The sequence below is a fragment of the Streptomyces sp. 6-11-2 genome (assembly GCF_006540305.1).
Classification (GTDB): domain Bacteria; phylum Actinomycetota; class Actinomycetes; order Streptomycetales; family Streptomycetaceae; genus Streptomyces.
On record NZ_BJOR01000002.1, the window covers coordinates 211,889 to 231,428 of the forward strand.

Below are 19,540 nucleotides of genomic sequence, written 5' to 3' on the forward strand. Positions count from 1 at the left end.
CCTTCCGCGGACCCCGGCCGTGCCGGGTCGTCCGGTCGGGTACGTCCACGCCTGACTCAACGCTCCTGTGAAGAGGGGGGGAGGTGATCGCGATATGGTCAGCCGTCGGTCTCGGGGGCGAAGGGGCCGCCGGTGCCGAACGTGAGCCGTGCGAAGTTCTCGGCGATGCGGCGGTGACCCGCGGGGTCGGGGTGGACCTCGTCGGGCAGCGGGAGTTCGGCGTAGTCCGTCTCGCCGTACAGTTCGCGGCCGTCGAGGTGGTGCAGGTTCGGGTCGTCGGCCGCCCGCTGCCCGACGATCCGGGCGAGTTCGTGGCGGATGACGTTGAGCGTCAGGCGCCCGGCGGCGCGTTCGGCCGGATCGCCCGTGGCCCTGAACCGCAGGGTCCCGCCCTGGAAGTCGGGCGCGAGGGGGCCGGGAGTGTCCTCCTGGACCGGACACAGGATGGAGGACACGACCAGCAACGGCGTCGTCGGATGCCCCTCGCGGATGGTGTCGAGGAAGCCGTGGACGGCCGGGACGAAGGCGCGCAGACGCATCGCGTCGGTGTTGACGACATTGATGCCGATCTTGACGCTGATCAGGTCCGCGGGGGTGTCCCGCATCGCCCGGGCGGTGAACGGGTCGAGCAGCGCGCTGCCGCCGAATCCCAGGTTGACCAGCTCCACTCCGCTCCGGGCCGCGGCCAGGGCCGGCCAGATGGCGGTCGGGTGGGCGGCGTTCGAGCCGTGGCTGATGGAACTGCCGTGGTGCAGCCACACCCTGCGGCCGCTGTCCGGCGCCGGCTCGACCGGGGCGTCGGTGCGCAGCGCGATCAACTCGGTGATCTCCGCGTGCGGGAGCCAGATCTCGATGTCCTTGTCCCGCGCGGGAAGTCCGGTGAACCGGGCGGTGCCGGGAGGCCCTTCGAGCAGCTCGGCGGACTGGGTGGCCATGTCGATGGTGCGGACGTTGCCACCGGTCACCGTGTCCTGGCCCGCGAGGCGTCCGTCGACCAGCAGGTCGTACACGCCGTCCGCCGGGGCCGGGAGACCGCGGTAGGCCCTCTTGGTGGGCAGGGTGACCAGTTCGATGGTGGTCGCCCGGGTGCGGAGGGCCAGCCGTACGCCGGACGGCTGGGCTTCGGCCATGGCCAGTTGCTCGTCGGGGATCTGCCGGCGCGCCCCAGCGGGCAGCCGGTGCGGCAGCAGTCCGTGCGCCGTGCGCTCCACGTCGAGGGCGCCGCGCAGAAGGTCCGCGGTGACGGGTGTGGTGATCCAGTCGTGCTCGGTGTTCATCGCCTCAGCCTGTTGATCAAGAGTTACGGGTTGTTCACGGGTGCGGGTACGCGGCGCGGCCTACCGAGGGTACCCGCGACCCGACAGTCATTATGCATTTGCCTAATACCTATAGGCAATCGCGATCGAGGCAGGCCAAGGCCGTGTCCGGCGGGATGCTCAGGTGGCGGGGGTGACGAGGTCCTGGGTGCCGAGGACGGTGAGGAGGGCGAGGCGTTCGGCGTCCTCGGTGCCGGGTTCGGCCGTCTGGACCATGATCCGCAGGTCGCTGGAACACCGGGATCCAGACGGTCGAGGAGGGCGCCGAAATCATCGCAGCCGGACCCGGACGGCCGCACCGGCGGGTACTTCGACGTGACGGGGCCGCTGCCCTGGCGACCGGCGCCGCGGCACTCCGGTCGGGAAGCGGTTGACCGGGCGACTCGGCTCCCCGTGGCGAGGAGCCGGGACGTGTCGGTGACGCGGGTCGGGGAACTGCTCCAGCAGCTGGTCGCTGTGGCTCTTTCGACCCGCTGGGGCCGACCGAGGCCAAGCGGAGAACCCGGCGTGCCGGAAGCCGCCCGCGTGAAGGTCGGGTACGCGGGCGGCGTGCATTCGGTCGAGTGGGCGTGAGCGCGTGGGCTCGGCTGTTCACGGGCGGGAGGGCGGCTCCTCGAACAGCACTCTCAGCGCGACCTCTCGGTAGTGCTGGATGTGCCGCAGCGAGAGGTCCGCGGCGCGTTCCGCGTCTCCGGCCGCGATCGCCTCGTACAGCCCTCGGTGGTCGTCCCACAGCGGGTGGGGATCGTCGATCTGCTGGAAGAGCCAGCGCAGTCGTCCTTCGAGCGAGCCGAGCGTGGTGCTGAGGAGGTCGTTGCCGGCGAGTTCCATGATCTGGTGGTGGAAGGCGGTGTTGGCGCGCGAGATGCGCTCGGGCGTCCCGGACATGGTGGCCCGCCGTGCCGCCTGCAACAGCTTGGCCAGGTGCTGAAGCTGGTCCGCGGTCGCGCGCTCGGTGGCGCGGCGCGCCGCCAGGACCTCCAGGGCCTCGCGCATGTCGAAGAGGTTCTCGACGTCCTCGCGGGTCATACCGCGCACGACGATGCGGCGGGGTGAGAGCGCCTGGAGGAACCCCTCGGACAGCAGGATGCGGATCGCCTCGCGCACCGGCACGCGTGACACCCCGAACTCGTCCGCCACCTCGCGCTCCATGAGGCGGTCTCCCGGTCTCAGGCGGCCCGTGATGATGCGGTCGCGCAGGCCTTCGCAGACCTGGTCGCGCAGCCACATCGAACCGGTGGCCGAGGCGGCGGCGGACTGCTGTGCCGCCGGGGCGGCGCCGGCCGCCGCGGTCTTCTTCGGGTTCACAAGGCCTCCGGGCATGTCGAGGAAATTAAGGTATACCAAAACCTTGACGGGGGAGTTGTCGCACCTTCATTTTAGGTATACCAAGCCGACGAACGGCCTGGCTGTGACGTTGCTGCAGCTGTCCTGGTCCCGCCCGGACCCCGTCCTGCCCGGGCGCCGGACCATGCCCTTTTCACCTCCTTTCCCCTGCTGAAACGAGGGTTCACCATGAGTGCCTCAGCAAGACAGCCCACCTCAGGGACCGCCCCGGGGAGCGCCCGGGAGGCGGATGCCGAAACCGCGCCCGGTTCCGCCTCCCCCGCGGGCGCCCGGCCCAGCCGGGTGCGCTGGACCATGTTCGTGCTGCTCCTCGGTGTCGTCGCGCTCAACTACATCGACCGCAGCTCCGTCTCGGTGGCCCTGCCACTGATCACGAAGGATCTCGGCCTCTCCAAGGAGACCACCGGCTTCGTGCTGAGCGCGTTCTTCTGGACGTACGCGCTGATGCAACTGCCCAGCGGCTGGCTGATCGACCGCTTCGGCGCCCGGTTCATGGCATCCGGCTCCTGCGTCGGCTGGGGCGTCGTCCAAGCGCTGACCGCCGGCGCGACGAGTGCGGGCTCCCTGCTCGGACTGCGACTCGCGCTCGGCGCCGTCGAAGCCCCCGTGATGCCGGCCGGCGGCAAGCTCAACGCCCAATGGCTGCCCGCCCGGGAGCGTGGCAGGGGCGCGGTGCTGCTGGACGGCGGCGCTCCGCTCGGCGCGGCGCTCGGCGGCGTCCTCATCTCCGGTCTGATCACCTGGACCGGCAGCTGGCGCGTCAGCTTCGTCATCGCCGGTGTGCTGACCTCCGTCGTCGGGCTCTACGCGGCCTGGTACATCCGCAACACCCCGCGCGAGCATCCCCGGGTCAACGAAGCCGAGGCCACGTACATCGAACAGGCCCACGCCGAGGAGGACGCGCAAGGGGAGAAGGGCGGCCGCGCCGGGCTGCTGCCCTACCTCAGGCACCGTTCCTTCTGGGCGATGTGCCTGGGCTGGATGGGCTTCAACGGCGTCTTCTACGGGCTGCTCACCTGGGGGCCCCTCTACCTCTCCGAGGCCAAGGGCTTCGACATCTCGACGCTCGGCTGGTCCACTCTCGCCATCTTCGGCGCCGGATTCGTCGGGGAACTCGCCGGCGGATGGCTGTCCGACCGCTGGCAGGCCAAGGGCACCCCGGTCAACACGGTCATGCGCACCCTGCTGGGTGCGGCCGGTGCCGTCGTCGTCGCCGGACTGCTCGGCGTGGTGCTGGTGCCGGACGCCGTCACGGCCGTCGTCCTGCTCTCCACCGTGCTGTTCTTCCTGCGCTGGGCGGGCCTGTACTGGTCGCTGCCGTCCATCCTCGCGGGCCGCGCCAACGCCGGGATCGTCGGCGGCGCCATGAACCTCTCCGGGAACATCGCCGGCATCGTCACACCGATCGTCGTGGGCTTCATCGTCGGCGGCACGGGCTCCTACACCTGGGCCCTTCTGTACTTCGTCGGCGCGGGTGTGCTCTTCACCGCGTCGTCCCTCGCCCTCGACTGCAGCAGGAGGCTCACGACCCGATGACGACGCCCCCGACGACCTCGACCATGACGACGGCGCTCACGTGCGCGAAGCCCGACGGGCTGCCCCATCGGCTGGGCATGCTCACCCCGTCCTCCAACACCTGCCTGGAACCGGTGACATACCGGCTGCTGGGAACCACCGGCGCCGACGCCCGTGTGACGGCGCACTTCGCCCGCGTGCCCGTCACCCGCATCGTGCTGGACGACGGCTGCGACGCCCAGTTCGACACCGCGCCGATGCTCGCCGCCGCCCGGCAACTCGCCGACGCCAAGGTCGATGTGATCGCCTGGAACGGCACCTCCGGCTCCTGGCTCGGCGTCGACCGCGACCGCGCACTGTGCGCCGCGATCACCGAGGCCACCGGCGTGCCCGCCACCACCTCCACCCTCGCGCTGCTCGACGCCTGCGCCGCGTACGGCGTCACCCGGCTGGGGCTCGCCCTGCCCTACACCCGCGACGTGGCCGAGCGGATCGCGGCGACGTACGCCAAGGAGGGCGTCGTCTGCACCCTGGCGGCCGAGCCGTTCGGGATCAGCGACAACGAGGCATTCGCCCGCGTCCCGGAGGGCGAGGTCGCCCGCCAGGTCCGCGGCGCCGCGCGCGGGGACGCCCACGCGGTCGCCGTCGTCTGCACCAACGTGCACGGCGCCGGGGTCGCCGAGCAACTCGAACAGGAGCTGAAACTCCTGGTGTTCGACAGTGTTACCGCGACCCTGTGGAAGTCGCTGGACCTGGCCGGCGCCGCCCCCGCGGTCCCCGGCCACGGCGACCTGCTGCGCACCGGCAGCCTGCGCGCCCGCTTCCAGGAGGTGCTGGCGGACCTGCTCGCCGCGACCGGCGCCGACCGTGCCACCTTCCGTGTCGACCTGCCCGAGCACGGGCTGCACGTCGATCTCACGGCGGGCGAGGCGCACCGCGAGGGCGTGCGGTCCATCCGCCGTGACGCCTCCCTCGACCAGCGGCGGCTGAACACCGTCGAGTGGCTGGAGCGCAACCGGACCCCTCTCGTCCAGCCGCACTTCGAGGCGATCCCGCACCCGCCGCAGGCGCTGATCGACGTCTACGGAGTACACGCGCAGATGCTCGGCCCCGTAGAACGCGACGGAGCCCTCGCGGGCTGGCTCTCCGTGCACAGCATGGAGGAACGCGGCTGGTCCGACGCCGACACCGCCGCGCTGTCCGCCGCCACGGCCCGCATCCACAGCGCCCTCGACCACCGACTCTGACCCCTTCGCACGAAAGGCAATGCGCACTGTGACGCAGGAAAGCACCACCCGGGCCACGACGACCGGCCCCACGGCCACCAAGGACATCAGGATCGCCCTCGGTGTCGATGTGGACGCCGTCGCCGGCTGGCTCGGCTCCTACGGCGGCGAGGACTCCCCGAACGACATCCAGCGCGGCGTCTTCGCGGGCGAGGTCGGCACCCCGCGCCTGCTGAAGCTGTTCGAGCGGTACGGCATACGCACGAGCTGGTTCATCCCGGGCCACTCCATCGAGACCTTCCCCGAGCAGACCCGGATGGTCGTGGAGGCGGGCCATGAGATCGGCGCCCACGGCTACTCGCACGAGAACCCGATCGCGATGACCCCGCAGCAGGAGGAGGACGTCCTCGCCAAGTGCGTGGAGCTCATCGAGCAGTACACCGGACGCAAGCCGCGCGGCTATGTCGCGCCCTGGTGGGAGATGTCGCCGTACACCGCGGAGCTCCTGCACAAGTACGGCTTCTCCTACGACCACTCGCAGAACTACCGCGACTTCACCCCCTTCTACGCCCGCGTGGGCGACCAATGGACCAAGATCGACTACACCGCCGAGGCCAAGGACTGGATGAAGCCCCTGATCCACGGCCACGAGGTCGATCTCGTCGAGTTCTGCGGCAACTGGTACGTCGACGACCTGCCGCCGATGATGTTCAACAAGCACGCCCACAACAGTCACGGTTACGTCAGCCCGCGGGTCCTGGAGCAGGACTGGAAGGACCAGTTCGACTGGGTCCACCGGGAGCTGGACTACGCGGTCCTGCCGATCACGCTGCACCCCGACGTGAGCGGCCGCCCCCAGGTGCTGCTCATGCTGGAACGCTTCATCGACTACGTCTCCGGGCACGACGGGGTCGGCTTCTGCACGCTGGAGGACGCGGCGGACGACTTCCGCCGCCGCTTCCCCTTCGACGGGCCCGCCCGGCCGGCCGACATGCGCTGAGCCCGCCCGCGGCGGACGGCGTCGGGGATCGCCTGGAAACCCATCGCGTACGGGTCGCCGACCTATACGCGATGGCCCTGGCCGGTGGGGGCCACCGCGGCGTCGCTCACCAGGGGGCCACCGGATGCAGTCCCGCCTGCCGGTCCCGGGCCGTGTGCGCGATCTCGGGGCGCTCCCGCAGGCCCGGCCACACCCCCGTCAGCCCGTCCGCGCCGGACGACGAAACGGCGATCCACCGCTGTCCGCGCAGGTCCGCGCCCCAGCGGGTGCGCCGCCGCTCACGGCCGGACACAGGGCCCGCTCCGTGAGCGTCTCCGGCGCCCGTGGGGGCGATTCGCTGTCCGGCGCGCGAAACGGCGGCCGCGCGAAACGGCGGCGCCGACGACAACAGGGCGAGACCGATGGTGTCCGCCTCCACGGCGTGACCTGCTACGCCATCGACCCGGCGGGCGCCCGGCGCCTGTGGACGCTCTCGGAGGAGATGCTCGCGGAAGCCGACTGGGAGGGGGCGGAATATCCTGTTCACGCAGAGAGCGGCGGTGATCAGAAATGGCACACCAACGCCAGGTTCCACGCCCACGCCTTCGTGATGCCACCCGGTTCGTACGGGTCGGCGCCCTCGCGGCGGTCCTGACGCTGGGCGCCGGTCCCGCCCGGGCGGCCTCCGGGGGCCACGTTTCCACGATCGACGCGGCGACCCACCGGATGACCGTCACGGATCACGGCCGCACGGTGATGACCTTCGCCGTCGGCTTCGGAAAGTCCGGCTTCCCGACGCCGTCCGGAACGTTCCACGTGCTGGGCAAGGACGCCGTCATCACGATGACCTCGTGCAGTGCGAACATCACCTGTGATCCGGGCAACCCCGAGTACTACGTCCTCACGGTCCACTGGGCCGTGCGCCTGACCAGCGCGGGGGTGTTCGTCCACGCGGCACCGTGGGACCGTGTCATCGGCCGGACCGACACTTCCCACGGCTGCATCCACCTGAACACGGCGGCCGCCCACCGCTTCTACGATTTCAGCCGGACCGGCGACACGGTGATCGTCAAGAACACCGGCAGCCTCGCCGACCACCGGAGCGGCCCGTAGCCCCGGCGCCTCGACTGCTCATGTCACGGTCCGCGCGGGAGTCACGTCAGACCCGGTCCAGGGGCCGGTGCGGACCGCTGGGCAGTTCCACTTCGATCGTGTCGCCGGGACGCGTCACGCCGCCTTCCCTCACGATGGTCATGATTCCGGCTCTGCGCACGATGTTCCCCGCCTCGTCGCGGCCGACGACCTGCTTCAGCAAGCCGTCCTGAAAGCTGTCGATCTGCCGACAGGGATTGCGCAGGCCGGTGACCTCCAGGACCGCGGAGTCGCCGACACGCAGCAAGGTGCCGACCGGCAGACCGAGCAGATCGATGCCGCGCGTAGTGATGTTCTCGCCGAGTTCGCCGGGCGCCACCGTGAACCCTTCTTCGCCGACCTCGTCGAAGAGCTCTTCGTGGATGAGGTGGACCTGGCGCAGATTCGGTTGGGTGGGATCCTGCGCGACGCGCGACCGGTGCTTGACCGTCACACCGGCGTGCACGTCCCCCTCCACACCGAGCCCGGCGAGCAGTGTGATGCTGTCCCTGTTCGGCTTGGTGAACGAGTACTCCCCGTTCCTGCTGACCGCCGTCACTGTCCCGCTCATGTTCTGGACCCCCTCTGCCGTCACCATGGTCAACCATGAGCCTAGGGGGTCTCCCGACGCTCGCCGTCCGGATTACGTGGCCGTCCCTCAGCGCATCCGCCCCAGTACCTCCCGCACCCGTCGGGCGTTCCGGAGCCGCTGCTCGTACGTCGCGCCGAGCACGAGCAGCAGCAGCCCGGCGAACGCCGGAGGCAGCCAGCGGGGGAGTACGCCCGCCAACTGCACCAGGTAGGGGGCGAGTTCGTGCAGCGCGTCCAGCACGAGCACGCTCCCGCCGAGGACGAGCGGCGCCTGGAGCCGGTGGCGGGCACCCAGCAGGGTGAGGGCGACGGCCGCCGTGCCGAGCAGCAGGGGGCGCGGCCAGTCCGCGTCGGCCCACGCCGCGAGCAGGCTCGGCACGAGCGTCGCCGACAGCCCGGGACCGTACGCCGTCCACGACGACGCCTCCGGGTCCCGACGGCGCCGGACGAAGCCCACGACCAGCGCCGGGACGGTCACCGGCAGGGTGTACGCCTCCGGGGCGCCCACGGCCCACGACCCGAGCCGCACCCAGGTGGCCAGCACGAACAGCGCGGCGGCGACGTACCCCACCTGACGGCGGTCGGCGCGCACGGCGGTGCCCGCCGCGATCACCCCGCACAGGGCCAGTACGAGGGCCAGCACGGGCGCGTCGGTGACGGCCAGCCCGACGGCCAGCAGCCCCGCGACGGCGCCCGTGACCTCGACCGGCACCCCGGCCCGCGGGACCCGTGCCGCGAGCAGGGCCGCTGCGGCCGGGACGACCAGGACCAGCAGCGCCGTGTGCGCGGGCGGCCGGCCCGCTGCGGCACCCACCGCACAGGCGAGACCCGCCGCACCGGCCAGGGACGCGCTCGCGCAGACGGCGGTCAGGCGCGGGTGTGCGGCGGCCACCGCGAACGCCGCCGTCAGCGCGGCGAGCACGGCCAGGGTGGCGCCCTGGGAGGCGAGCGAGAGGAGAGCGAGGCCGGCCGCGGTGAACAGGGAGAGGAGGACGGCGGTGCGGGACGTCGGCGTCCGAGGCGCGTACGCCGCCACGGCCAGCGCCGCCACGACCGTCAGCCCCTGCGCGAACAGGCCGATCACATAAGGGAGTTGCAGGGCGGCCGGGAAGACGAGCGCGGTCGCCCAGACCAGGACCGCGGCACCGGCCGCGGCCGGGTCGCGCCGGGTCGTGGTGACGCGGGCCGCCCCGGCCAGCACCGCCGCGACAACCGCGAGCACGAGCGGCGCGGCCGCCGCGTCCGCCGGCCAGGGCGCCCAGACCGTCACCGCGGTGCGCAGATCCGACGGCGCCCCCGACCAGATCCGTTCCGTCCAGCCGACCGGACCCCACAGCGCCACGACGACCAGGGGCAGCGCCCACACCACCGCCAGGGACTGGACGGCGGCCGACGCCCGGATGGCACCGCGCCGCACGGGTTCCGGGAGCGGAGCGCGGACGGCCGACAGCAGCCCGACCCCGCAGGCCAGATAGCCGGGCACCGTCCACACCCCGGGCAGCGACGCGCGCGGGATGCCGCCGAGCGCCGCGACCAGGAGCAGCCCGCCGGCCACCGCGACGCCGACCGCAAGGCCCTGCCGCGGAGCGCGCCACGCGGCGTACAGCGCGATCGCCGCCGCGAGGGCGAGGAGCGCCGCCGCACGGGCGGCGGCGCTCGGTCCTGAGGCCTCCAAGGAGAGCACACCGGCCGCCACCACGCCCCAACCGCCCGTCCCGTACGAGCCGATGGCGGCGCAGACGCGCAGGGACCTCGTGGACGTCCGGAGTGCGACGACCGTGTCGAACGCGGCCGTCAGCAACAACGCGGCCGTGATCGCGTACGGGTCCGGGCCGGCCGCCACCGCCCACAGCAGCAGCGGAAACTGGGCGGCGGCCAGCGCCGCGGGGACGGGGACGCGCAGGGAACCGACTCCCTTGCCGTACCCCCACCACGCCCCGGCCAGGACCGCCGCCGCGACGGCCGCGTACCCGGTGCCGTCGGTGGCCGTCAGTGCGACCTCGTGCAAGGCGTACGCGTCGAGCACCGTCAGCGCCAGACCGAGGCCCGCCAGCGCCTCCGCCGTCGAGCCCAGCCCGCGCTTCAGCAGCAGCACGGGAGCGCCGAGCGCCGCCACGGTCACCGTGGCGAGTACCGCAGACCGCGCGGCGATCCCCAGGTGCCCCCAGCTGACCAGGGTGAACGCGATCGCGGCGACGGTCAGCAGGACGCCGCCGAGGACGAGGAGCACGTTCTGCACCCGGGGCGCGGTGGTCTCGGGCCGCGGCGCCCCGGGCGGAGCGGGCGGGAGGGCCGGCTGGAGAAGACCGATCAAGTAGGCGCGGCGGGCCAGCAACTGGGCCCGGCGGGCGTCGAGTTGCCACAACTCCGCGTCGAGGATCCGCAACTCCTCGGCCGGTGGCGGTAGGTGGGTCATGCCGAGGAGTGTGGCGCGCGCCATGCCGCGGAGCATGAGCGCGCGTACTCAGGTCCGTACTCAGACGGAGGTCGCCAGGCTGCGGCCTTCTCGCTCGCACAGCCTGGCGACCGGCTCGAAGGTCACGCCCGGGGGGCGGTCGCGCTCCTCGTGGTCAGGATGCGGTGGACCAGCCGGGCGCCTGCCCGCGCCGTGCGGTGGTCGACGTCGAGGTCCGGATTCAGCTCGGCGACGTCGCAGACGGCCAGCTTCCCGCTCGCCGCCACCGCGGCGCAGACGTGCTCGACGACCTCCATCCGCACCCCGTAGGCGGCCGGGGCACTCACACCCGGAGCCGTACCGGCGGGGAGCACGTCGAGGTCGATGCTCAGGTGCACGACGTCGCAGGTCGCGAGGAACTCGTCGATGAACGCGTCGACGCGCTGGAGGTCGGGCAGGCCGCACTCGGTGTCGAGCAGGTACCGCACCCCGAGCCTGTCCGCGGTGTGGAAGAGACGGGTGGTGTTGCTCGGCTGGCTCACTCCGAGCACCCAGTAGTTCAGCCGCTGTCCGCGCTGCTCCTCGCCGTGTGCCATCTGGAGGAACGGTGTGCCGGAGCTGGGCCGGACGTCGTCGCGCAGGTCGAAGTGCGCGTCAAGGTTCAGCACCCCGAGGCGAGCGCCCTCGTGCAGGGCGCGGGTGCCGGCCAGCCCCAGGTAGCTGCCGTAGGCGACTTCGTGGCCGCCGCCGAGCACCACCACGGGGTGGCCGCGGTCGACGAGCGAGCTGAGTACCCGGCCCAGGCGGTGCTGCCCGTTCTCCAGGTCGCCGTCGGCCACCTCGATGTCGCCGGCGTCCAGCGCCCGCACCGGCGCCGGCAGCGCCATGGACGCGAGGGCGCCGCGCAGCGCGCGCGGGCCGTCCGCCGCACCCTGACGGCCCTTGTTCCGCCGGACTCCCTCGTCGCTGCGGAAGCCGACGAACGCGACGTCCCCCGGTTCGGCGTCATGGGGTTCGAGGCCGACCACGTGGTGCCAGCGCAGGTTATCGGCCCCGGGCCCGTCGTCCCGGCCCGTCCAGGGCGCCGGCGCCACATCCGCCGTCACCGTCGCGGTGCCGGCAGGCGTCGCGGTGTGGTCCGTGCTCATTCCGTGCCGCTCTCGGCCATCGGGACGCGCACGCCGCGCTGCTGAGCCACCGAGGTGGCGTGCTCGTAGCCGGCGTCCACGTGGCGGATGACGCCCATGCCGGGGTCGTTGGTCAGCACGCGGGAGAGCTTCTGGGCCGCGAGGTCGGTGCCGTCGGCGATGCAGACCTGGCCGGCGTGGATGGAGCGGCCCATGCCGACGCCACCGCCGTGGTGGATGGAGACCCAGGAGGCGCCGGAGGAGGTGTTCACCAGGGCGTTGAGCAGCGGCCAGTCGGCGATGGCGTCGGATCCGTCGAGCATCGACTCGGTCTCGCGGTACGGCGAGGCGACGGAGCCGGAGTCCAGGTGGTCACGGCCGATGGCGATCGGAGCGGACAGTTCGCCGGAGGCGACCATCTCGTTGAACTTCAGGCCGGCGCGGTGGCGCTCGCCGTAGCCGAGCCAGCAGATGCGGGCGGGCAGGCCCTCGAAGGCCACGCGCTCACCGGCCATCTTGATCCAGCGGTGCAGGTGCTCGTTCTCCGGGAACAGCTCCATGATGGCCTTGTCCGTGGCCTCGATGTCCTTGGGGTCGCCGGACAGGGCGGCCCAGCGGAACGGGCCGAGGCCCTCCTCGAACAGCGGGCGGATGTGCGCCGGGACGAAGCCGGGGAAGTCGAACGCGCGCTGGTAGCCGGCCTTGCGGGCCTCGTCGCGGATGGAGTTGCCGTAGTCGAAGACCTCGGCACCCTTGTCGAGGAAGCCGACCATCGCCTCGACGTGCCGGGCCATGGACGTGCGGGAGCGCTCGGTGAAGTCGGCCGGGTCCTTGCGGGCCTGCTCGTGCCACTCCTCGACGCTCACGCCGATGGGGAGGTAGGACAGCGGGTCGTGCGCCGAGGTCTGGTCGGTCACGACGTCGATGGGCGCGCCCATCTCCAGCAGCTTCGGGAAGATCTCCGCGGCGTTGCCGGTGAGGCCGATGGACAGCGGCTTGCGGGCGTCCCGGGCCTCGATGGCGAGCTGGAGCGCGTGGTCCAGGCTGTCCGCCGCGACGTCGAGGTAGCGGTGGGCGATGCGGCGCTCGATGCGCGTGCGGTCGACGTCGACGCAGATGGCGACGCCGTCGTTCATCGTCACGGCGAGCGGCTGGGCGCCACCCATGCCGCCGACGCCGGCGGTGAGCGTGATGGTGCCGGCGAGCGTTCCGTCGAACTTCTTCCGGGCGACGGCGCCGAAGGTCTCGTAGGTGCCCTGGAGGATGCCCTGGCTGCCGATGTAGATCCAGGAACCGGCCGTCATCTGGCCGTACATGGTCAGGCCCTGCGCCTCCAGGGACCGGAACTCCTCCCAGTTGGCCCAGTCGCCGACCAGGTTGGAGTTGGCGAGGAGCACCCGTGGTGCCCACTCGTGGGTGCGCATGACACCGACCGGCTTGCCGGACTGCACGAGAAGGGTCTCGTCGCTCTTCAGCGTCTTGAGGGTGCGGACGATGGCGTCGTACGCGGCCCAGTTGCGGGCGGCCTTGCCGGTGCCGCCGTAGACGACCAGTTCCTCCGGGTGCTCGGCGACCTCGGGGTCGAGATTGTTCATGAGCATCCGCAGGGCGCCTTCCTGCTGCCAGCCGAGGCAGTTCAGTGCGGAGCCGCGGGGGGCGCGGATGCTGCGGGCCTCTGGGGAATCGCCGGCCATGCTGTCTCCTGGGTGGGATGTCGAACCTTGTTCCGTGCCCCCATGACACGTGAGGGGCACACCGGCGGCCAGGCACGTCGCCCGGATTTCTCGGATCCGAGAAGCCGGCTCGGCGGACGGGGACGACGGACCGGCTCGGCGTACGGGAGCGGGCCGGCTCGGCGGGCAGGCACGGACCAACTCGGCGGACGGGGACGAAGGCGCTTCCCCTAGAATTTTTCCGACAGCCCGCCGGCCGGGCTCAGGGGGGACCAAGGGTGACGAGGATGGTGAACGGCGTGGCCGTGGAGGGTGCGGACCTCGCCCGTCTGTACGAGGAACAGACGCCGGCTTCGACTCCCGCGTATCAGCGGGTGAAGGACCTCGTGACCGAGCAGATCACCAGCGGTCGCTGGCGCGAGGGCGACGCCTTGCCGTCGGAGAACCAGTTCGTCGAGTCACTCGGCCTGTCCCGCATGACGATCAACCGCGCGCTGCGCGAGCTGACCGCGCAGGGCCTGCTCCGGCGGGTCATGGGGGTGGGTACCTTCGTGGCCCTGAACAAGGGCAGTTCCGCCCTGGTCGAGGTGCACAACATCGCCGACGAGGTCCGCCGCCGCGGCCACCGTTACCACGCCCGGGTGCTGTCCTTGCGCGAGGAGGAAGCAGGGAAGATCAGCGCTCAGTTCGGCCTCGGGGAGCGGCACACGGTCTTCCGGTCGCGAGTGGTGCACTTCGAGGGCGACGTGGCCATCCAGCTGGAGGACCGCTACGTCAACCCGGACTTCGCCCCCGGCTACCTGGAGCAGGACTTCACCCGGCGCACGCCGTTCACGTTCCTCTCCGAGGTCGCGCCGCTGGGCAAGGGGGAGCACATCGTGGAGGCGGTCCTGCCGTCCGCGGAGGAGTGCGCGATCCTGGGCGTCGAGGGGTCGGAGCCGTGCTTGCTGATCCAGCGCCGCACCTGGTCGCAGGGCGCGCTCGTCAGCGTCGCGCGGCTGCTCCATCCCGGTTCCCGGTATCGCCTCGAGGGCACGTTCGACACGCACTGACCGCCGAGCCGCGCACCGGTCATGCCGCGTCCGCGGAGCGCCGCTGCCCCGGGGACGGATCCTGCGCCCCGCTGCCGGCCGCCGGCCCCGAGGGAGCGCGGCCGGACACCGCGGCCGTCAGCCGTGCCGCCCCCTGTTGCAGCACGTGCCGCACATGGTCCGCGTCATGGCGGCTGTAGTGCCGGCTCCATGTGCTGCTGAGGGCCGCCACGGGCCGCTCGTTGTGGTCGAACGCCGCCACCCCCACCGAGCGGAGTCCCTCGGAGACCAGCTCGATCTCCTCCGACCAGCCGCGCTCACGGTCGCGCGCCAGCAGGCTCCGCAGCTCGGACAGTGAGCGCGGGCCCTTGCCGGTGCGGGTGACGAGGTTCCCCGGCCGCGGGAAGAGGGCGCGCAGCTGCGCCTCGCCGCAGTGGGCGAGGATCGACCGGCCGTTGGCCGTCAGGTGCGCCGGCAGCCGGACCCCGATGTCGGTGACGAGGGCGACGTCGACGTCGCCGCCCTGGCCCGCGGGCGGCCGCTCCTTGAGCAGGTAGACCGACTCCGCGCCGTAGAGGATGCCCAGGTGCACGGTCTGGCCCAGTCGATGGGCCAGGCTGCGCAGGATCGGGCGCGCGAGGCGCTCCAGCGGTTCGTGGCGCAGATAGGCGGAGCCGATCTCGAAGGACGCGACGCCCAGACCGTACGCCTGCTCCTTCGGGACGTAGGTGACGAATCCGCGATCGACCAGTACCGAGAGGATGTGGTAGACGGACGAGCGCGGGATGCCCAGGTCCCGGGCCAGCGCGCCGGCCTGCGCGGGGCCCGAGCGGCTGGCGAGGTGCAGCAGGATGTCCAGCGCCCGCCCGACCGCGGGCGAGGTGCTGCTCGATTTCGTCTCGATGATCTCGTGTCCGCTCACTGGTTCACCTATTGACGTGCCTGTCTATACAGGAATATACAAGGCCTTCGTTCGTTCTGTGGGCGCGGCGGCCGTCGCCGCCGGGGGCACCCCTACCCACTTCTCACCCGTCCGGGACCTCCCGTCCCCGAGGAGCACTACGTTGACCAAGGACACGGCGACGACCTTGACCAGGGGACTCAAGTCCCGGCACATCCGCTTCCTTGCGCTGGGTTCAGCGATCGGGACAGGGCTCTTCTATGGATCATCCGAATCCATCAAGGCTGCCGGTCCCGCGGTCCTCCTGGCCTATCTGATCGGCGGAGCAGCCGTCTTCCTGGTCCTGCGGTCCCTCGGCGAGATGGCGGTGAGCGACCCGTGCGCGGGATCGTTCGGTGAGTACGCCACCAAGTACCTCGGCCCGCTCGCCGGGTTCGCGACCGGATGGACCTACGCCTTCGAGCTGGTCATCGTCTGTCTGGCCGATGTCACCGCGTTCGGCGTGTACATGGGCTTCTGGTTCCCCGGCGTACCGCGCTGGATCTGGGTGCTGGCGGTCGTCGGCGTCGTCGGCGTGATGAACCTGTTCAGCGTCAAGGTCTTCGGTGAGCTGGAGTTCTGGCTCTCCCTGGTAAAGATCGTCGCCATCATCGCGATGATCATCGCCGGTGTGGCGATCCTCGTCTTCGGCATCCACACCGGCAGCGCCCACGTAGGGGTGTCGAACCTCTGGAACAACGGCGGGTTCTTCGCGCACGGAGTCCACGGCGTCGTCATGTCCCTGGCCGTGGTGATGTTCGCCTTCGGCGGCACCGAGATCATCGGCGTCACCGCCGGAGAGGCCCAGGACCCGGAGAGGACGATCCCGAGCGCGGTCAACACGATCCCCCTGCGCATCGTGCTGTTCTACGTGCTGACCATCGCGGTGATCATGTCGCTCAACCCCTGGCAGAACGTCGACTCCTCGGGCAGCCCGTTCGTCCAGATCTTCGTCGGCCTCGGCATCAAGTCCGCGGCGACCGTGCTGAACCTGGTGGTCATCACCGCGGCCCTGTCCGCGATCAACAGCGACATCTTCGCCGCCGGCCGCATCATGTACGGCATGGCCGAGCGCGGCCAGGCTCCCACGGCGCTGCGCCGGGTCTCCCGCAACGGGGCGCCGTGGCTGACCGTGGTCATCATGATGGGCGCGCTGCTGCTCGGCGTCCTGCTGAACTACCTGATGCCCGAGAACGTCTTCGTCATCATCGCCTCGATCGCGACGTTCGCCACCGTCTGGGTCTGGCTGATGATCCTGGTGGCGCAGGTCGCCGCCCCCGCAAGATGTCTCCGCAGGAGCAGGCCGCACTCAAGTACCCGGCCCCGTTCTGGCCCTATGGCCAGATCATCACGATCGCCTTCATGATCGGCGTGCTCGGGCTCCTCGCCTTCTCCGACAGCACCCGTGTCGCGCTGATCGTCGGCGCCGTCTGGCTGGCACTCCTGTCGGGCGTGTACGTCCTGTGGGCCCGTCCGCGCGGTGCCCGCGCGGACCTCTCCGAGGCCTCCGGACAGGCGGCGGAGGAACCCGTCTCCGCAGCTCAGGGATAGGTGCAGGGGGTAACCGCACACCACCCTCGAACGCCGTTGGGGTCCGTCCGGCCGGACGGACCCCAACGGCGTTCTCGCACCGCCCGGAACGCAATGTCTGGGATCCCGGACAATGACTGCCGTCAGCGCCTCGCGAAGCTGCTCTGACATGGGACTTCATGGATTTATGACTGTTGTTGTGAATGTCGGCCCCCTTTCCGCCGACGACGTCGTTTCCGTCGCCCGCCACGGTGCGCCCGTGGTCCTCGCGGAGGAGGCCCTCAAGGAGATCGCTCGCAGTCGCGAAGTGATCGAGGGTCTGGCCGACGACGTGGTGCCGCACTACGGTGTCTCCACCGGCTTCGGCGCCCTGGCCACGCGCCACATCCCCACCGAACTGCGCACCCAGCTCCAGCGCAGCCTGGTGCGCTCCCACGCCGCGGGCTCCGGTCCCGAGGTCGAGCGTGAGGTCGTCCGCGCTCTCATGCTGCTGCGCCTGTCGACCCTCGCCACCGGACGCACCGGCGTTCGCACGGAGACCGCCGAGGCCTACGCCGCGCTGCTCAACGCCGGGATCACCCCCGTGGTGCGCGAGTACGGTTCCCTCGGTTGCTCCGGCGACCTCGCCCCCCTCGCACACTGCGCACTGGCGATCATGGGCGAGGGCGAGGTCCGGGACGCCCAGGGGGTGCTCAAGCCGGCCGCCGAGGCGCTCGTCGCCGCCGGTATCACCCCGGTCGTCCTCCAGGAGAAGGAGGGCCTGGCGCTCATCAACGGCACCGACGGCATGCTCGGCATGCTGGTCCTGGCCTGCCACGATCTGCGGCTGCTGCTGCGCACCGCCGACATCACCGCGGCGATGAGCGTCGAGGGACAGCTGGGCACCGACGCCGTCTTCGCCGCCGACCTCCAGGCGCTGCGCCCGCACCCGGGCCAGGCCGACAGTGCCGCCAACCTGCGGGCGCTGCTCGCCGATTCGGCGATCACGGCCAGCCACCGCGGTCCGGAGTGCACCCGCGTCCAGGACGCCTACTCGCTGCGCTGCTCCCCGCAGGTCCACGGTGCGGCCCGCGACACCCTCACGCACGCCGAACTGGTGGCCTCCCGTGAACTGGCGAGCGCGGTGGACAACCCGGTGGTCACGCTCGACGGGCGGGTGGAGTCCAACGGCAACTTCCACGGCGCGCCCGTGGCCTGCGTCCTGGACTTCCTGGCCATCTCGGTCGCCGACGTCGGCTCCGTCGCCGAGCGTCGCACGGACCGCTTCCTGGACGTGGCCCGCAACCACGGCCTGAACGCGTTCCTCGCCGACGACCCGGGCGTCGACTCCGGCCACATGATCGCCCAGTACACCCAGGCGGCGATCGTCTCCGAGCTCAAGCGCCTGGCCGGGCCGGCCTCCGTCGACTCCATCCCCTCCAGCGCCATGCAGGAGGACCACGTCTCCATGGGCTGGGCCGCCGCCCGCAAGCTGCGCCGCGCCCTCGACGGGCTCACCCGCGTCCTCGCCGTGGAGCTCTACACCGCCGCCCGTGCCCTGGACATGCGCGCCCCGCTGACTCCGGCACCGGGCACCGCCGCGGTACGTGACGGTCTGCGCGAGGTGGTCGAGGGCCCCGGCGCCGACCGCTGGCTCGCCCCCGAGATCGAGGAGGCCGTCCAGTACGTGGCCTCCGGCCGGGCCCTTGCCGCGGCCGAGGCCGAGGTCGGCCGCCTCTGCTGACGGTCTCCCTCTGCTGACGGCCTCCCTCTCCGAGGCGGCCCGTATCCAGGAGCCGGCGGCCCCGGCGCGCCCATCGCGGTGCGCCGGCGCCGCGGCCGTCTCGCCGTGAGAGGCCGTGACAGCCGTAAGAGGCGGTGAGAGGCCGTGAGAGACATGACGAAGCCGCACGAGCCCTCGCGGGCCTACGATCTCGTACGAGTTCCTACGCCGAGAGAGCCGGTTCTCCCGGGCGGCGTGGCGCGTCGGTGACTCCGCCGACGCGGCGGCTCAGCTCACGGGCGGTCCGGGCCACTTCCGTGGCGAACCGTTGCCGGCGCTCCGGATCCGCTTCCCCGGCCGGGAAGGTGACCGCCACACCCGCGATCGGGTGGGCGCTGTGATCGAGAACGGGGGCGGCGACGGAGGAGAAACCGGTCGTCACCTCTCCGTCCTCCGTCGCGTATCCGCGGCGCCGTACTTCCACGAGGAGGTGGCGCAGAGCGGACAGCGAGGTGGGTCCGAGCCCGTTGCGCAGGACGAACGCGGAGGGGTCGGGGAACAGGGCGCGGACCTGGGCCTGCGCCAGACGCGCCAGCACGGCCCGGCCGCTGGCGGTGAGGTGTGCCGGCAGCCGTACTCCGACCTCGGTGACCAGCGGCGCGCGTCCCGGTGCTCGCTCCTCGATGACGTAGATCACCTCGCGGCCGTGCAACACGGCCAGATGCGCGTTGTGCCCGGTACGGTCGGCGAGCTGTGCCAGCGGGACCCGCGCCAGGCGCTGGAACGGTGCCTGGCGGCTGTATCCGGAGCCGAGTTCGAAGGCACTGACCCCCAGGCCGTAGCGACGCTCTTCGGGCAGGTGCACGACGAAGCCGTCGCGTGCCAGGGTGTCGAGCAGGTGATAGGTCGTCGACCGGGGCAGTCCCACGTCGCGGCTGATGGCCGCGGCCGGCACCGGACCGGCCTGGGCCGCGAGGTAGCGGAGGACGGCGAGCACCTGTGCTGCGGCGGGGACCGTGGACATATCGCGAGCGTAC

The 19,540-nt window shown here is 71.7% G+C and carries 17 protein-coding genes and 1 pseudogene; 8 read left to right on the forward strand and 10 right to left on the reverse strand.

From position 1 onward, the window contains the following. Positions 1 to 98: 98 nt before the first annotated feature. The 3 genes and pseudogenes from TNCT6_RS37155 to TNCT6_RS37165 all read right to left on the reverse strand — a co-directional run bounded on the left by TNCT6_RS37155 (position 99) and on the right by TNCT6_RS37165 (position 2,639). On the reverse strand, positions 99 to 1,277 hold the full coding sequence (locus TNCT6_RS37155; RefSeq protein WP_141367513.1) for a GDSL-type esterase/lipase family protein: 1,179 nt from the start codon (positions 1,275 to 1,277) through the stop codon (positions 99 to 101). A 159-nt stretch (positions 1,278 to 1,436) separates the two neighbouring features. Beyond that, positions 1,437 to 1,547: pseudogene (locus TNCT6_RS37160) on the reverse strand (transcriptional regulator); the annotation flags it as partial. A gap of 360 nt (positions 1,548 to 1,907) precedes the next feature. After that, positions 1,908 to 2,639: a GntR family transcriptional regulator gene (locus TNCT6_RS37165; RefSeq protein WP_253266512.1), complete on the reverse strand. Its 732-nt coding sequence runs from the start codon at positions 2,637 to 2,639 to the stop codon at positions 1,908 to 1,910. Between the two features lie 192 nt (positions 2,640 to 2,831). On the opposite strand from TNCT6_RS37165, the gene TNCT6_RS37170 reads away from it, so the two are divergent. Genes TNCT6_RS37170 through TNCT6_RS37180 form a run of 3 tightly spaced genes read left to right on the forward strand, consistent with a single transcriptional unit; the run spans position 2,832 to position 6,404 of the window. Next, positions 2,832 to 4,199, forward strand: a complete 1,368-nt coding sequence (locus tag TNCT6_RS37170; RefSeq protein WP_141367515.1) for an MFS transporter — start codon at positions 2,832 to 2,834, stop codon at positions 4,197 to 4,199. Then, positions 4,196 to 5,425: a GAF domain-containing protein gene (locus TNCT6_RS37175; RefSeq protein WP_216372873.1), complete on the forward strand. Its 1,230-nt coding sequence runs from the start codon at positions 4,196 to 4,198 to the stop codon at positions 5,423 to 5,425. Before TNCT6_RS37170 ends, TNCT6_RS37175 begins: the two co-directional genes overlap by 4 nt. A 28-nt stretch (positions 5,426 to 5,453) precedes the next feature. Beyond that, positions 5,454 to 6,404: a polysaccharide deacetylase gene (locus tag TNCT6_RS37180; RefSeq protein WP_253266513.1), complete on the forward strand. Its 951-nt coding sequence runs from the start codon at positions 5,454 to 5,456 to the stop codon at positions 6,402 to 6,404. A gap of 106 nt (positions 6,405 to 6,510) precedes the next feature. Here the strand turns inward: TNCT6_RS37180 and TNCT6_RS42250 are convergent, their stop codons facing one another. Further along, positions 6,511 to 6,696 carry a hypothetical protein gene (locus tag TNCT6_RS42250; protein WP_216372874.1) on the reverse strand — a complete coding sequence of 62 codons (186 nt, stop codon included), beginning with the start codon at positions 6,694 to 6,696 and terminating at the stop codon, positions 6,511 to 6,513. Positions 6,697 to 6,953: 257 nt separating this feature from the next. Here TNCT6_RS42250 and TNCT6_RS37190 point away from each other — a divergent pair, with 257 nt between their 5' ends. Next, positions 6,954 to 7,496 carry a L,D-transpeptidase gene (locus tag TNCT6_RS37190; RefSeq protein ID WP_141367519.1) on the forward strand — a complete coding sequence of 181 codons (543 nt, stop codon included), beginning with the start codon at positions 6,954 to 6,956 and terminating at the stop codon, positions 7,494 to 7,496. Positions 7,497 to 7,542: 46 nt separating this feature from the next. Here TNCT6_RS37190 and TNCT6_RS37195 read toward each other — a convergent pair whose 3' ends face one another. From TNCT6_RS37195 to hutU, 4 genes are all read right to left on the reverse strand, one after another. Further along, positions 7,543 to 8,085 carry an MOSC domain-containing protein gene (locus TNCT6_RS37195; RefSeq protein WP_172633284.1) on the reverse strand — a complete coding sequence of 181 codons (543 nt, stop codon included), beginning with the start codon at positions 8,083 to 8,085 and terminating at the stop codon, positions 7,543 to 7,545. An 87-nt stretch (positions 8,086 to 8,172) separates the two neighbouring features. Next, a complete protein-coding gene (locus tag TNCT6_RS37200; RefSeq protein ID WP_253266514.1) occupies positions 8,173 to 10,521 on the reverse strand; it encodes an SCO7613 C-terminal domain-containing membrane protein in 2,349 nt (782 codons plus the stop codon). 122 nt (positions 10,522 to 10,643) lie between these two features. Further along, on the reverse strand, positions 10,644 to 11,648 hold the full coding sequence (hutG, locus tag TNCT6_RS37205; RefSeq protein WP_141367523.1) for a formimidoylglutamase: 1,005 nt from the start codon (positions 11,646 to 11,648) through the stop codon (positions 10,644 to 10,646). Continuing rightward, on the reverse strand, positions 11,645 to 13,321 hold the full coding sequence (hutU, locus tag TNCT6_RS37210) for a urocanate hydratase (RefSeq protein WP_141367525.1): 1,677 nt from the start codon (positions 13,319 to 13,321) through the stop codon (positions 11,645 to 11,647). Before hutU ends, hutG begins: the two co-directional genes overlap by 4 nt. A 266-nt stretch (positions 13,322 to 13,587) precedes the next feature. Between hutU and hutC the strand changes: the two genes are divergently transcribed. Next, the gene (gene hutC / locus TNCT6_RS37215) at positions 13,588 to 14,352 is read left to right on the forward strand and encodes a histidine utilization repressor (RefSeq protein WP_141367527.1); all 765 of its coding nucleotides are present in this window, start codon (positions 13,588 to 13,590) and stop codon (positions 14,350 to 14,352) included. A 19-nt stretch (positions 14,353 to 14,371) separates the two neighbouring features. Here the strand turns inward: hutC and TNCT6_RS37220 are convergent, their stop codons facing one another. Further along, on the reverse strand, positions 14,372 to 15,253 hold the full coding sequence (locus TNCT6_RS37220; RefSeq protein ID WP_253266515.1) for an IclR family transcriptional regulator: 882 nt from the start codon (positions 15,251 to 15,253) through the stop codon (positions 14,372 to 14,374). Positions 15,254 to 15,395: 142 nt separating this feature from the next. Between TNCT6_RS37220 and TNCT6_RS37225 the strand changes: the two genes are divergently transcribed. From TNCT6_RS37225 to hutH, 3 genes are all read left to right on the forward strand, one after another. Continuing rightward, positions 15,396 to 16,637 (forward strand): amino acid permease, encoded by a 1,242-nt coding sequence (locus TNCT6_RS37225; protein WP_216372875.1) that lies wholly within the window; start codon positions 15,396 to 15,398, stop codon positions 16,635 to 16,637. Next, positions 16,634 to 16,822 (forward strand): hypothetical protein, encoded by a 189-nt coding sequence (locus TNCT6_RS40550; protein ID WP_216372876.1) that lies wholly within the window; start codon positions 16,634 to 16,636, stop codon positions 16,820 to 16,822. The genes TNCT6_RS37225 and TNCT6_RS40550 overlap by 4 nt, the downstream gene beginning before the upstream one ends. 148 nt (positions 16,823 to 16,970) lie before the next feature. Then, positions 16,971 to 18,524, forward strand: a complete 1,554-nt coding sequence (gene hutH / locus TNCT6_RS37230) for a histidine ammonia-lyase (RefSeq protein WP_216372877.1) — start codon at positions 16,971 to 16,973, stop codon at positions 18,522 to 18,524. A 202-nt stretch (positions 18,525 to 18,726) separates the two neighbouring features. On the opposite strand, the gene TNCT6_RS37235 is transcribed toward hutH, so the two are convergent. Next, complete coding sequence (locus TNCT6_RS37235; protein ID WP_141367532.1) at positions 18,727 to 19,527, reverse strand: IclR family transcriptional regulator; 801 nt, start codon at positions 19,525 to 19,527, stop codon at positions 18,727 to 18,729. Positions 19,528 to 19,540 lie beyond the last annotated feature (13 nt).

Bases quoted from the DNA above. Each gene is read 5' to 3' on its own strand.
- TNCT6_RS37155 (WP_141367513.1), bottom strand. From the start codon at position 1,277: ATGAACACCGAGCACGACTGGATCACCACACCCGTCACCGCGGACCTT.
- TNCT6_RS37165 (WP_253266512.1), bottom strand. From the start codon at position 2,639: ATGCCCGGAGGCCTTGTGAACCCGAAGAAGACCGCGGCGGCCGGCGCC.
- TNCT6_RS37170 (WP_141367515.1), top strand. From the start codon at position 2,832: ATGAGTGCCTCAGCAAGACAGCCCACCTCAGGGACCGCCCCGGGGAGC.
- TNCT6_RS37175 (WP_216372873.1), top strand. From the start codon at position 4,196: ATGACGACGCCCCCGACGACCTCGACCATGACGACGGCGCTCACGTGC.
- TNCT6_RS37190 (WP_141367519.1), top strand. From the start codon at position 6,954: ATGGCACACCAACGCCAGGTTCCACGCCCACGCCTTCGTGATGCCACC.
- TNCT6_RS37195 (WP_172633284.1), bottom strand. From the start codon at position 8,085: ATGAGCGGGACAGTGACGGCGGTCAGCAGGAACGGGGAGTACTCGTTC.
- TNCT6_RS37200 (WP_253266514.1), bottom strand. From the start codon at position 10,521: ATGACCCACCTACCGCCACCGGCCGAGGAGTTGCGGATCCTCGACGCG.
- hutG (WP_141367523.1), bottom strand. From the start codon at position 11,648: ATGAGCACGGACCACACCGCGACGCCTGCCGGCACCGCGACGGTGACG.
- hutU (WP_141367525.1), bottom strand. From the start codon at position 13,321: ATGGCCGGCGATTCCCCAGAGGCCCGCAGCATCCGCGCCCCCCGCGGC.
- hutC (WP_141367527.1), top strand. From the start codon at position 13,588: ATGGTGAACGGCGTGGCCGTGGAGGGTGCGGACCTCGCCCGTCTGTAC.
- TNCT6_RS40550 (WP_216372876.1), top strand. From the start codon at position 16,634: ATGATCGGCGTGCTCGGGCTCCTCGCCTTCTCCGACAGCACCCGTGTC.
- hutH (WP_216372877.1), top strand. From the start codon at position 16,971: ATGGGACTTCATGGATTTATGACTGTTGTTGTGAATGTCGGCCCCCTT.
- TNCT6_RS37235 (WP_141367532.1), bottom strand. From the start codon at position 19,527: ATGTCCACGGTCCCCGCCGCAGCACAGGTGCTCGCCGTCCTCCGCTAC.